The following is a 12,746-nucleotide window of genomic DNA, read 5'->3' on the forward strand; positions in this document are numbered from 1 at the left end:
TGGGGGGGGACATGAACAATCCGTACACCATGCCGCCGCAGCCGCCCGTCGTGTCGCGACCGCGGTGGGGCAGAAAGCGGTACGTGCTGCCCGCGATCGGTGTGGCCTTCGCCATCGGCCTCGGAGCCGGTGGCCAGGACAAGGGCGGCGACGTGACGCCCACGGCCGACAAGGTGCGGCCGACGGCCACGGTCACCGCGACCGCCACGCGGACCGTGACGCCCCGGCCGGCGTCCACGGTGACGGCCACGGCGACGGCGACGAAGACGGTCCAGGTGAAGGTGACGGTCACCGCGCGGGCGGCCGGCTCGGGCGGCGGCGCCGGCGGATCCGGCTCCGGTGGGTCCGGTGGGTCCGGTGGGTCGACGGGGAGCGGCGGCTCCGGGTCGTCGGGGTCCGGCGGTGCGGGGAACGGGGCCACGGCACGCTGCAACGACGGCACCTACTCGTACGCGGCCCACCATCAGGGCGCCTGCTCCCACCACGGAGGCGTGGCGGTGTTCTACAAGTAGACGCGCGGGGGCCGCGGTCGGCACGGGGAGGTGCCGGCCGCGGCCCCGAGCCGTCTCGCCCACTCTGGAAAGGCGAGACGGCGGTCTTGGCGGGTCAGGGCAGCAGGACGGCCTTGCCGCGGGTGCGGCGTGCCTCCAGGTCGCTGTGCGCCCGCGCGGCCTCCGCCAGCGGGTAGGTGCGCCCGACCGGCACGGTGAGCATCCCGGCCGAGGCCAGGCGGACCAGCTCCGGCAGGGCCTCCCCGGCCTGCCCGGTGCCGCCCGCGCTGAAGCGGACGCCGTGCTGCGCGGCGGACATGTCGGCGATGGTGAGGACGCGCGCGCTGTCACCGGTCAGGGCGACGGAGTCGGCGAGCACCCCGGCGCCGGAGGCGTCGAGAACGAAGTCGACCCCGGCGGGCGCCGCGGCCTCGACCCGCTCCACCCAGCCGTCGCCGTAGCGGACCGCGACGGCTCCGAGCGCGGTGAGGCGTTCGAGGTCGTGCTCGCCGGCCGTTCCCACGACGGTGAGACCGCGGGCGACGGCCAGCTGCACCGCGACGGTGCCCACGCTGCCGCCCGCGCCGTGGACGAGCAGCGTCCGCCCCGCGGGCGCGTCCAACTGCCCGAGGACGCGGAACGCGGTCTCGCCGACCGTGACCAGCGACGCGGCGACCTCCCACGACAGGGTCCCGGGCTTGGCCAGCGGCCGGTCGAGCAGGGCGTACTCGGCGTAAGCGCCGCCGACGGCGGCGCCGAGGACCTCGTCCCCCACGGCCGCCTCGGCGCCCTCGCCCACGGCGTCCACGACACCGGCCGCGTCCAGGCCGGGGATCACGGGGAAGCGGGCGGGGTAGGTCCCGGCCAGCAGGCCGGAGCGGATCTTCATGTCGAGGGGGTTCACCGAGGCGGCGCGCACCCGGATCCGGACCTGGCCCGGGCCGGGCTCCGGCACGGTGACCTCCGACAGTCGCAGCACCTCGGGTGCGCCGTACTCGGAGAAAGTGATCGCTTGGGACATCGGGAACTCCTCGCTCAGACGGAGGGGGCGGACGGGGTGGGAAGGGCGGGGTAGTCGGTGTATCCGCGCTGGTCGCCGCCGTAGAAGGTGGCCTGGTCGGGGGAGTTGAAGGGGCCTCCGGCAGCCAGTCGCCGGGGCAGGTCGGGGTTGGCCAGGAACAGTGCCCCGTAGGCCACCATGTCCGCGCTGCCGTCCTCGATCAGCTTCAGCGCGTCGGGACCGGTGGCGTCGGGGTAGGTGAACGGGTTGAGCACGAACGTGCCGGACCAGGCCTCGCGCAGCCGGGGGGTCACCTCGCGGTCCGGGCCCTCCATCACGTGCAGGTAGGCGAGTCCCAGGCCGGAGAGGCGCTCCAGCAGGGTGCCGTAGACCCCGGCCAGGTCGTTCTCCGTGATGTCATTGAACACGTTTCCGGGGGAGATCCGCAGGCCGACGCGGTGGCCGCCGATCGCCTCCGCCACGGCGGTGGCGACCTCGACGGCGAAGCGGGTGCGGCCCTGGGCGTCGCCGCCCCAGGCGTCGTTGCGCTGGTTGCTGCCGGGGGCCAGGAACTGGTGGATCAGGTAGCCGTTGGCGCCGTGGAGCTCCACGCCGTCGAACCCGGCCTCGACGGCGTTGCGGGCCGCGGCGGCGAAGTCGTCGATGGTCTGGCGGATCTCGGCCTCGCTCAGCTCCTTCGGCGTCACGAAGTCCTTGGGCCCCTCGTGGGTGAAGACCCGGCCCTTGGCGGCCACCGCCGACGGGCCGACGGGTACCAGGCCGTCGGGCAGCAGGCTGGGGTGGCCGACCCGGCCGGTGTGCATCAGCTGGGCGAAGATCACGCCGCCCTCGCGGTGCACGGCGTCGGTCACCGCCCGCCAGGCCCGCACCTGGCCGGGCGTGTGCAGGCCGGGGGTGTCGGGGTAGCCCTGGCCGACCGGCGAGGGCTGGATGCCTTCCGTGACGACCAGGCCGGCGCTCGCGCGCTGGGCGTAGTAGGTCGCCATCAGGTCCGTCGGCTCGGCTCCGGGGCCGAAGGCGCGGCTGCGGGTCATCGGCGCCATGGCGACGCGGTTCGCGAGGCGCTTGCCGCCCAGGACGATCGGCTCGAAAGCAGTGGTCATGGTCTGTCTTCCTCGGGATGAGTAGCTGGTGCGAGTCGCTCGGCATCGGCGATTGCCTGTCCGAACAAGTAAATCACCTGTCCGAACAGGTAACCACCTCGAATCTGTTCCCGACGGCGGTTGTGAAGTAAGTAACGCCTTGCTACCTGCGAGTATGGGAGACTTGTATTGCTCGAACAGGAAAGTGAGGTAGTGATGGCACGGTCCACTCAGGGGCCCGACGGGGCGGAGCCGGAGGCGTCCGTCCCGCTGCCGGGCGCGGCCAGGGGCGGCCCGGTCAGCCACGCGATCTTCCGGCTCGCCCGGCTGCACCGCATGTACGCGGGGCAGTTGCTGCGCCGCATCGGCCTGCATCCCGGGCAGGAGCTGGTCATGATGCATCTGTGGGAGCTGGGCGCCCAGCGCCAGGCGGATCTGGTGCGGCTGATGGACTCCGACGCCGCCACCATGACCCGCACCGTGCGCCGTCTGGAGCAGGCGGGCTTCGTGCGCCGCCGCCCCTCGCCCACCGACCGGCGCGCCTCGCTCATCGAGCCGACCGTGGCCAGTCACGCCCTGCGCCGTCAGGTCGAGCAGGTGTGGGCCCAGTTGGAGGACATCTCGACGGAGGGCCTCGGCGAGGAGGAGAGCGCGGCGGCCCTGCGCATCATGGAACGCCTGGAGCGGAACGTGGCCCGGGCCGTGGCGCGGAGCGCGGAGGCGGGCGAGGAGGACGCGGGCGAGGAGGACGCGGGCGAGGAGGACTGACCGGGGGTCCGGGCGGCCGGGAGGCGGTGGACCCCCTCCGGCGTCAGTGGCCGCCCGAGGGCACGTCGCAGCCGGAGTGGTCCGGGTAGCCCGCGAAGGCGTCCGCCTGGACGGCGGCGCGGTCGAGGGTGCCCTCCAGGCACATCGTCGAGGAGGCGTCGACGAGGAAGCTCACCCCGGTGGGGCCGCTCTGGGAGGACCGCACCTTCTCGGCGGGGTAGCCGAGGCGGACGAGTGCGGCGAGGGTGCTCGGTGCCCTGAAGTCACCGTGCCGGCGCAGCGGTTCGAGTGCCCTCGCGATGCGGGCGGACGCCGCGAGCCCGTCGCAGCGGCTCTGGCCGTGCAGCGGGAGCGGAACCCGGAAGCCGTGGTTCTCGGCGTAGTGGTCGGCGGGCGGCGAGGCGGGGGCCGAGGTCCCCGGTGTGGTCGGTGCCGCGGGGGAGGGGCTCTCACCCGGGCAGGTGAAGTCCTTCGGGATGCCGGGCACGCCGGCCGTCGCGGTCCCGGACCGTGAAGGCGCCGGCGCGCCCGCGTCGTCGCCCGCCCGCTGCGTCCCGCAGCCCGCCGCCAGAACGGCGAGCGCCGCCAGCGGCAGCGCGGCGCGGCGGATCGCCGTCGATCTGATCGTCGTCATGGGCCGATGGTCCCCGCGGCCGTGCCGGCTGTCATGAGTACCTTCACCTATGAACCGCCAGGGACCCTACGGCCGCCCCGTTCCCGAGGCGCGGAGCGGCCAAGGGGGCGAACCGCACGGACTACTTGCTGATCGCGAAACGCATCAGCGCGTGCTCGTCGCCCTGCTTGATCTTCCCGGTCACGTTGATCACCTCGAGCTTCCAGACGTTCCCGACGCGCACGGCCTTGGCCACCGCGCAGCCGTTGTCCTGGGTGAGCAGGCTCGGCCAGATGTCGGCGACCTGCTGGGTGCTGCCTCCCGTCGCGTCGTACACCTTGAAGCTGATGTTGCGCGCCTTCTGGAACGAACTCCCCTTCTTGAAGGCGGCGGCGACGAAGACGATGGCCGTGATGTGGGGCGGCACCCGGGAGAACTCGACCGTGATGGTCTCGTCGTCGCCCTCTCCGCGCCCGGTCTGGTTGTCGCCGCTGTGGATCAGGGCGCCGTTGCCCATGGGGTCGAGCGAGTCGAGTCCGGCCAGTCGCACCGGGTCCGAGCCCTGCATGGCGACGGCGATCAGGTCCAGATCCGTGCCGACGTTGCGGCGCAGCATCCCCATCACGCCGCCGCTCGTCCCGGCGGTGGGGTCCCAGGACACCCCTATGGACAGGTGGGTGACTCCGTCCAGATCCGCCGGGCCGTCTTCCTTCGTGAGCGTATGAATCATGCGTGGAACATCCTCTTGATGGCCGGATTGCGACACGCAAAGTGTGCCCGGATTCAACGGGGTTCGACATGGCGTATTCGCTACAAGCGCGTGACAGTGGGCGCTGTGCGGTGACTTGGGCCGAACCGGAGGCAAGAGGAACGGAACGTTCCGGGCGCGCCGCGTCTCCTGGCGCCCACACCGTGGTCCGTCGCACCCCGGGCGGCGGGGGCGGCCGGGCGGCCCGGGACCCCGTCGCCCTCGACGCCGCGGTCGGGGCCGGGACAGGGCCGGGAACCTCCGGGCGGCGGGGCACGTAATCTAGGTACCAGGACGACCGCTCTCACGAAGGACTGAACGACACTGGGCAAGCGACAGCCCGAAGGCCCGCCGCCCGCACCCGCGGTGCAGCGCATCCGACTGCGCTACACCAAGCGCGGCCGCCTCCGGTTCACCAGCCACCGTGACTTCCAGCGCGCCTTCGAGCGTGCGCTGCGCCGCTCCGAGGTGCCGATGGCGTACTCGGCGGGGTTCACGCCGCACCCGAAGGTGTCGTACGCCAATGCCGCACCCACCGGTACGGGCAGTGAGGCGGAGTACCTGGAGATCGCCCTCACCCAGGCGCGCGACCCGGGCACCCTGCGTGCCCTGCTCGACGAGTCGCTGCCCGGCGGGCTCGACATCGTCGACGCCGTCGAGGCCCGCACCTCCGGGCTCGCCGACCGGCTCACCGCCTCCGTGTGGGAGCTGCGGCTCGACGGCGTGGACCCCGAGGACGCCCGGCGCGCCGTGCGGGCGTTCAACGAGGCCGCGGTCGTCGAGGTCCAGCGCATGACCAAGAACGGCGTCCGCACCTTCGACGCCCGCTCCGCCGTCGCGGACCTCCAGGCCGTCGAAGAGGCTCACACCGCACACCATGATGGGCCGACCGACCAGCCCTGTGCGATACTGCGGCTGGTTGTTCGGCACGTGACGCCTGCCGTACGACCCGACGACGTCCTGTCCGGTCTCCGCGCCGTGGCCGACCTGGCGCCGCCGGTCCCCGCAGCGGTGACCAGGCTGGCGCAGGGGCTGCTCGATGAAGAGACCGGCACGGTGACCGACCCGCTCGCGCCCGACCGCGAGGCAGCAGTGACCGAGCCGACCACGGCCGCCACTACTGCCGCCGCGACGGCGCCGACGCCGGAAGGTTCCGCGTAAGGACGCGCGTCGAAGCGCCGCCCTCGTACTCGGGAGCCACCTGGGTCGGGCAGCGCACCGACCAGAAGACTTTCGCCAGGCCGTAAGCGACAAGGCGTACGGAACCGGCGAGACAGGACACAGAGAGCTTCCGAGCGGCGCCCGCGCCCCGGACGGCGGCACCGCGCATCGCGCGAGCCGCGGACGTCACCGGCATCGCCGGGCCAGGCGCGGCGCCCGGGAGCCTGACGGGAGAAACGCCCGCATGCTCGAACCGACCGAGCCCACCGAGGGCTCCGAACACACCACCCCCAGCGACACCCTGCCGCCGCGCCGTCGGCGCCGTGCCGCATCGCGTCCCGCGGGACCGCCGTCCGAGACGGCCGCAGTCACGCCCACCGCATCGCCCGCCGAGTCGGCGGGAGCCGCCACCGAGACCGTGGAGGTTCCCGAGGTGGAAGAGAACGAAGAGACGCAGCCGAGCACCGAGGAAGCGGCGCCCAAGGGGCGTACACGTCGTCGTGCCACGCGTCGTGTGACCTCGCCCACCGGTGCGCCCGAGGCGGCCGGGGAGGCCGCTGAGGTCGTGGTCAAGGCCGCCGCCGAGGAGGCTGTGGCCGAGGCGCCGGTCGCCGAGGAGGCGGTGGAGGATGCCGCGCCCAAGGGGCGTACGCGTCGTCGTGCCACACGTCGTGTGACGTCGCCCACCGGTGCGCCCGAGGCGGCCGGGGAGGCCGCTGAGGTCGTGGTCAAGGCCGCCGCCGAGGAGGCTGTGGCCGAGGCGCCGGTCGTGGAGGCGGTCGCCGAGGAGGCGGTGGAGGAAGCGGCGCCCAAGGGGCGTACGCGTCGTCGTGCCACACGTCGTGTGACGTCGCCCACCGGTGCGCCCGAAGCCGCCGAGACGCCGTCCGCCGCCACGCGTGACGAGAAGCCCGCCACGGCCCCGGCCGGCGCCGAGGCGGAGCCCGCCGCGGCAGAGGAGGCCCCCGCCGCGGAGCCCGCCCCCCGCCGCACCCGCCGTCGCGCCACCCGTCAGGTGGCCGCGCCCACCGCCGAGACCGCCCCCGAGGCCGAGGCGACGCCGCAGCCCGCCGCCCCCAAGGACGAGCCGGCCCCGGCCCGGGCGACCCAGGTCGAGGAGCCCGCCGCCGAGGAGTCCGGTGCGCGCCGTGGGCGCCGCCGCACCACCCGCAAGGCCGCCATCGGCTTCTCCGAGCCCGCGCGCCCCGCCGCCGACGACTCGGCCGAGGGCGGGCGCCGTCCCGGGCGGCCCAGCGTCCCCGTGTTCCAGGCGCCGGTCTTCGCCGAGCCGATGTTCCAGACTCCCCAGCGAGCCGCCGCGGCCGCCGCCGCCGAGGCCGCCGAGCAGCGCGACGAGGCCGCCAAGGCCCCCAAGGCCGCCCCGGAGTCCCCCCAGACCCAGGAGTCGCGGGAGCCCGCGGAGGCGGAGGCGGAGGCCGCCGCGCCGCGCCGTCGCCGCCGTCGCCGGGCCGGTGACGAGGAGGCCGTGGCCGCCGCGCCCGAGACCACCGACGAGGTGGAGGAGGCCGAGGACGCCGAGGAGCCGGAGGAGTCCGCCGAGGGCGACGAGTCCGAGGAGACCGGCTCGCGCCGTCGCCGCCGCCGTGGCGGCCGTCGCCGCCGCCGCGGCGAGTCCGCCGACGGCGAGGAGGGCGAGGACCTCGCCTCGGAGCAGGCCGAGCAGGACGCCGAGGACACCGCCGAGCAGGTCGAGGAGGACGCGGAGGACGCCTCCGACGAGCACGACGAGTCGGACGAGGGGTCCGGCGGCTCCTCCAGCAGCCGCCGTCGCCGTCGCCGCCGTCGCCGGGCCGGTGACAGCGGTGGCGACAACGAGCCGTCCTCGGACGACCCGGAGCGCACCGTCGTCAAGGTCCGCGAACCCCGCAAGAAGGACGAGCGGTCCGGCGACGCCGCCGACGAGGTGCAGTCCATCAAGGGCTCGACCCGTCTGGAGGCCAAGAAGCAGCGCCGTCGCGAGGGTCGCGAGCAGGGCCGCCGCAGGGTCCCGATCATCACCGAGGCCGAGTTCCTCGCCCGCCGCGAGGCCGTCGAGCGCGTGATGGTCGTCCGCCAGAGCGGCGAGCGCACCCAGATCGGTGTCCTGGAGGACGGCGTGCTCGTCGAGCACTACGTCAACAAGGAGCAGGCCACCTCGTACGTCGGCAACGTCTACCTGGGCAAGGTCCAGAACGTGCTGCCGTCGATGGAGGCCGCGTTCATCGACATCGGCAAGGGCCGCAACGCCGTCCTGTACGCCGGTGAGGTCAACTTCGAGGCGCTCGGCATGGCCAACGGGCCGCGCCGCATCGAATCCGCCCTGAAGTCCGGCCAGTCCGTGCTCGTCCAGGTCACCAAGGACCCGATCGGGCACAAGGGCGCGCGCCTGACCAGCCAGGTCTCCCTCCCCGGCCGTTACCTGGTCTACGTGCCCGAGGGCTCGATGACCGGCATCAGCCGCAAGCTGCCCGACACCGAGCGGTCCCGGCTGAAGACCATCCTCAAGAAGATCGTCCCCGAGGACGCGGGCGTCATCGTGCGCACCGCGGCCGAGGGCGCCAGCGAGGACGAGCTGCGCCGGGACGTCGAGCGCCTCCAGGCGCAGTGGGAGGACATCCAGAAGAAGGCGAAGAGCGGCAACGCCCCGACGCTGCTCTACGGCGAGCCGGACATGACCGTCCGGGTCGTGCGCGACATCTTCAACGAGGACTTCTCCAAGGTCATCGTCAGCGGTGACGAGGCGTGGCAGACGATCCACGGATACGTCTCCCATGTCGCCCCCGACCTGGCCGGCCGCCTCCAGCGCTGGACCAGTGAGGTCGACGTCTTCGCCACGTACCGGATCGACGAGCAGCTCGCCAAGGCGCTGGATCGCAAGGTCTGGCTGCCCAGCGGCGGTTCGCTGGTGATCGACCGCACCGAGGCGATGGTCGTCGTCGACGTCAACACCGGCAAGTTCACCGGCCAGGGCGGCAACCTGGAGGAGACCGTCACCAGGAACAACCTGGAGGCGGCCGAGGAGATCGTGCGCCAGCTGCGGCTGCGCGACCTCGGCGGCATCATCGTCGTCGACTTCATCGACATGGTGCTGGAGTCCAACCGGGACCTGGTGCTGCGGCGCCTGCTGGAATGCCTGGGCCGGGACCGTACGAAGCACCAGGTCGCCGAGGTGACCTCGCTGGGCCTCGTCCAGATGACCCGCAAGCGGGTCGGACAGGGCCTGCTGGAGTCGTTCTCCGAGACCTGCGTCCACTGCAACGGGCGCGGTGTGATCGTGCACATGGAGCAGGCCTCCGCCTCCGGCGGTGGCGGCAAGCGCCGCAAGCGGGGCCGGGGCGGCGCCGAGCACGAGCACGACACCCACGAGCACGAGACGCACGAGAGCGTGGCCGCCGAGGTCGAGGAGACCTCCGAGGCCGCCGTCGCGGAGCGCCGCACCGAGAGCGCGGCCGAGGTCGCCGCCGAGGTCGCCGCGCCCGCCGCGCTTCCCGAGCCGGCGTTCGAGCCCGACGAGGAGCTGTTCAGCAGCGTCGCCGAGGCCGAGGCCGCCGCGTCCCGAGGCCGTTCGCGCCGCCGCGCCACCCGCAGGGCGTCCGCCCCCGCGGGCGCGCCGCGGGCCGAGGAGCGTGCCCCGAAGTCGCGTAAGGACGAGCGTGCCCCCAAGTCCCGGGTGGAGGCGGAGGCCGAGCCGATGGCCGCCGAGGACCCGGTGGTCGAGGCGGTACCCGCGCCCGTCGAGGAGGACGCCGCGCCCAAGGGCCGTACGCGCCGCCGTGCGACCCGCAAGGTGTCGGCGCCCGCCGGTGCGCCCGCCGAGGCCGTGCTGACGGTGGCCGAGACCGCGCCGGCGCCGGTCGCCACCGAGCCCGAGGCCGAGCCCGCGCCGAAGGCCGAGGCCCCGGCCGAGAGCGAGGCGGCCCCGGCCCGTCCGCGCCGCCGTGCCGTGCGCAAGGCGACGGCACCGACCTCCTCCGAGGAGACGGCCGTCACGGTCGTCCCCGCGGCGGAGACCCCGGCCGAGGCCGAGGCCGAGCCCGCGCAGGCCGAGGCCGAGGAGGCGGCGCCCGCCAAGAAGGCGGCCCGCAAGACCGCCAAGAAGGCGACGGCGAAGAAGGCCGCCACCAAGAAGGTCGCCGCCAAGAAGACGACGGCGGCGAAGAAGACGACGGCCAAGAAGGCGGCGAAGACCGCCAAGACGACCGTCGCGGCCAAGTCGGCGGCGAAGAAGACCACGGTCTCCGCGTCCGCCGCCGACGAGGACTGACCGTCCTCGAGGCACCTGCCTGATCGCCCTGTGCGGCCGGTCCACGTGACCGGCCGCACAGGCGCGGGGCCCGGTCCGGTTTGACCCTCCAGGCCACCGCCCCGTAACCTTGACCGTCGGCGTGTCCATAGGTATTGGCGCGCCCCATCCCCGTAAACCTCTTCCTTCGGAGCACTGGGTGTTCCGGAGAGGCCGCCCGTGTGCCGGGCGGCTGGACTGCGGGGATGCCGTCCCGAGCGAGAGAGTGAGATCCGCGTGTACGCCATCGTGCGCAGCGGTGGTCGCCAGCACAAGGTTGCTGTCGGCGACATCGTTGAGGTTGACAAGATTTCCACTGCCAAGGTTGGCGACACGGTCGAGCTCTCGACCCTGCTCGTTGTCGACGGCGACGCCGTGACCAGCGACCCGTGGGTCCTGGCGGGCATCAAGGTCCAGGCCGAGATCGTGGACCACCACAAGGGGCAGAAGATCGACATTCTGCGCTACAAGAACAAGACCGGCTACCGCCGTCGTCAGGGCCACCGCCAGCAGTACACGGCGATCAAGGTCACGTCGATCCCCACGGCTGCGAAGTAAGGGACTGAGAACAGATGGCACACAAGAAGGGCGCATCGTCCACCCGGAACGGTCGCGACTCCAATGCCCAGCGGCTCGGCGTGAAGCGCTTCGGCGGTCAGGTCGTCAACGCGGGTGAGATCCTGGTCCGCCAGCGTGGCACCCACTTCCACCCGGGCGCCGGTGTCGGCCGTGGCGGCGACGACACGCTGTTCGCCCTGCAGCCCGGTGCGGTGGAGTTCGGCTCCCACCGTGGCCGCAAGGTCGTGAACATCGTTCCGGTCGCCTGACCGAACGCTGCACACACGGCAGAGACTTCGCGAGTGAATCGCGAGATCCTCGCGTGAGGCGGACCTCACTTCCCGGTCGGGAAGGCGGGTCCGCCTTTCGCTTGTTGAGCACCATGTATTCCGTATCCCCCAGCCGCCCGGCCGGGGGAACTGGCAGGAGGCACCAAGATGACCACCTTCGTGGACCGCGTCGAACTGCATGTCGCCGCGGGTAGCGGAGGCCACGGCTGTGCCTCCGTCCACCGTGAGAAGTTCAAGCCGCTCGGCGGCCCCGACGGCGGCAACGGCGGCCGCGGCGGCGATGTGATCCTCACCGTCGACCAGTCGGTGACCACGCTGATCGACTACCACCACTCCCCGCACCGCAAGGCCACCAACGGCAAGCCCGGCGAGGGCGGCTTCCGGGCCGGCAAGGACGGCCAGGACCTGGTCCTGACGGTCCCGGACGGCACGGTCGTGCTCGACAAGGCGGGCAACGTGCTGGCCGACCTGGTCGGCGAGGGCACCTCGTACATCGCCGCCCAGGGCGGCCGCGGCGGCCTCGGCAACGCGGCGCTGGCCTCCGCCCGCCGCAAGGCGCCCGGCTTCGCGCTCCTCGGCGTGCCCGGCGACCTCCAGGACATCGTGCTGGAGCTGAAGACGGTCGCGGACGTGGCCCTGGTCGGCTACCCGAGCGCCGGCAAGTCCTCCCTGATCTCCGTGCTGTCCGCCGCCAAGCCGAAGATCGCCGACTACCCCTTCACCACCCTCGTCCCCAACCTGGGCGTGGTCACCGCGGGCTCCACCGTGTACACCGTCGCCGACGTCCCCGGGCTCATCCCGGGCGCGAGCCAGGGCAAGGGCCTGGGCCTGGAGTTCCTGCGCCATGTCGAGCGGTGCAGCGTCCTCGTGCACGTCCTGGACACGGCCACGCTGGAGTCCGAGCGCGACCCGGTCTCCGACCTCGACATCATCGAGGAGGAGCTGCGGCAGTACGGCGGACTCGGCGACCGTCCGCGGCTCGTCGTCCTCAACAAGATCGACGTGCCCGACGGCAAGGACCTCGCCGAGATGGTGCGGCCCGATCTGGAGGCGCGCGGATACCGCGTCTTCGAGGTGTCCGCCGTGGCCCACCTCGGCCTGAAGGAGCTGTCCTTCGCCCTCGCCGAGCTGGTCGCCACCGCGCGCGGGGCCAAGCCGAAGGAGGAGGCGACCCGGATCGTCATCCGGCCCAAGGCCGTGGACGACGCGGGCTTCACCGTCACCCGCGAGGAGGCCGGCGGCGAGCCGCTGTTCCGCGTGCGCGGCGAGAAGCCCGAGCGCTGGGTGCGCCAGACCGACTTCAACAACGACGAGGCCGTCGGCTACCTCGCCGACCGCCTGAACCGCCTCGGCATCGAGCAGGCGCTGATGAAGGCGGGCGCCCGCAACGGCGACGGCGTGGCCATCGGCCCCGAGGACAACGCCGTGGTCTTCGACTGGGAGCCCACGGCGATGGCGGGCGCGGAGATGCTCGGCCGGCGCGGCGAGGACCACCGCTTCGAGGGCGTACGGCCCGCCGCGCAGCGCCGCCGGGACCGGGACGCGGCGCGCGACGAGGCGCAGCGCGACTTCGACGACTTCGAACCCTTCTGACAGTCGGACCCCCCTCCGGGTGAACGGAGGGTGGGCGCGCTACGTGATCCATAGGAGTGGGGGTGCCGTCCTGCGGCGCCCCCGCCGTCCTTTGATGATCCGTGCTCCATGGGGGAGTCATATGGGCTGCGCGCCCTCA

Annotated in this window: 11 protein-coding genes; 7 read left to right on the forward strand and 4 right to left on the reverse strand. The window is 73.1% G+C overall.

The window, feature by feature from the left end; all coding sequences use genetic code 11:
- Positions 1–11 precede the first annotated feature (11 nt).
- Positions 12–512: a DUF3761 domain-containing protein gene (locus AB0C59_RS14220; protein WP_363004108.1), complete on the forward strand. Its 501-nt coding sequence runs from the start codon at positions 12–14 to the stop codon at positions 510–512.
- A 94-nt stretch (positions 513–606) separates the two neighbouring features.
- Here the strand turns inward: AB0C59_RS14220 and AB0C59_RS14225 are convergent, their stop codons facing one another.
- Both AB0C59_RS14225 and AB0C59_RS14230 read right to left on the reverse strand, forming a co-directional pair.
- Positions 607–1,512 carry an NADP-dependent oxidoreductase gene (locus AB0C59_RS14225; protein WP_363004110.1) on the reverse strand — a complete coding sequence of 302 codons (906 nt, stop codon included), beginning with the start codon at positions 1,510–1,512 and terminating at the stop codon, positions 607–609.
- 14 nt (positions 1,513–1,526) lie between these two features.
- Positions 1,527–2,615: an alkene reductase gene (locus AB0C59_RS14230; RefSeq protein WP_363004112.1), complete on the reverse strand. Its 1,089-nt coding sequence runs from the start codon at positions 2,613–2,615 to the stop codon at positions 1,527–1,529.
- Positions 2,616–2,810: 195 nt separating this feature from the next.
- Here AB0C59_RS14230 and AB0C59_RS14235 point away from each other — a divergent pair, with 195 nt between their 5' ends.
- A complete protein-coding gene (locus tag AB0C59_RS14235) occupies positions 2,811–3,362 on the forward strand; it encodes a MarR family transcriptional regulator (protein WP_363004114.1) in 552 nt (183 codons plus the stop codon).
- A gap of 43 nt (positions 3,363–3,405) precedes the next feature.
- Here the strand turns inward: AB0C59_RS14235 and AB0C59_RS14240 are convergent, their stop codons facing one another.
- Both AB0C59_RS14240 and AB0C59_RS14245 read right to left on the reverse strand, forming a co-directional pair.
- On the reverse strand, positions 3,406–3,996 hold the full coding sequence (locus AB0C59_RS14240) for a hypothetical protein (protein ID WP_363004116.1): 591 nt from the start codon (positions 3,994–3,996) through the stop codon (positions 3,406–3,408).
- Between the two features lie 121 nt (positions 3,997–4,117).
- On the reverse strand, positions 4,118–4,702 hold the full coding sequence (locus tag AB0C59_RS14245) for a TerD family protein (protein WP_363004167.1): 585 nt from the start codon (positions 4,700–4,702) through the stop codon (positions 4,118–4,120).
- 387 nt (positions 4,703–5,089) lie between these two features.
- On the opposite strand from AB0C59_RS14245, the gene AB0C59_RS14250 reads away from it, so the two are divergent.
- The 5 genes from AB0C59_RS14250 (at position 5,090) to obgE (ending at position 12,607) form a co-directional block, all read left to right on the forward strand.
- Positions 5,090–5,884 carry a TIGR03936 family radical SAM-associated protein gene (locus AB0C59_RS14250; RefSeq protein ID WP_363004118.1) on the forward strand — a complete coding sequence of 265 codons (795 nt, stop codon included), beginning with the start codon at positions 5,090–5,092 and terminating at the stop codon, positions 5,882–5,884.
- Positions 5,885–6,128: 244 nt separating this feature from the next.
- The gene (locus tag AB0C59_RS14255; protein ID WP_363004120.1) at positions 6,129–10,148 is read left to right on the forward strand and encodes an Rne/Rng family ribonuclease; all 4,020 of its coding nucleotides are present in this window, start codon (positions 6,129–6,131) and stop codon (positions 10,146–10,148) included.
- Between the two features lie 255 nt (positions 10,149–10,403).
- On the forward strand, positions 10,404–10,724 hold the full coding sequence (gene rplU / locus AB0C59_RS14260) for a 50S ribosomal protein L21 (protein WP_363004122.1): 321 nt from the start codon (positions 10,404–10,406) through the stop codon (positions 10,722–10,724).
- 14 nt (positions 10,725–10,738) lie between these two features.
- On the forward strand, positions 10,739–10,993 hold the full coding sequence (gene rpmA / locus AB0C59_RS14265) for a 50S ribosomal protein L27 (protein ID WP_363004124.1): 255 nt from the start codon (positions 10,739–10,741) through the stop codon (positions 10,991–10,993).
- Between the two features lie 168 nt (positions 10,994–11,161).
- Positions 11,162–12,607 carry a GTPase ObgE gene (gene obgE / locus AB0C59_RS14270; protein ID WP_363004126.1) on the forward strand — a complete coding sequence of 482 codons (1,446 nt, stop codon included), beginning with the start codon at positions 11,162–11,164 and terminating at the stop codon, positions 12,605–12,607.
- Positions 12,608–12,746 lie beyond the last annotated feature (139 nt).

It is taken from the genome of Streptomyces sp. NPDC048664 (assembly GCF_040650555.1).
In the GTDB taxonomy this organism is placed as follows: domain Bacteria; phylum Actinomycetota; class Actinomycetes; order Streptomycetales; family Streptomycetaceae; genus Streptomyces.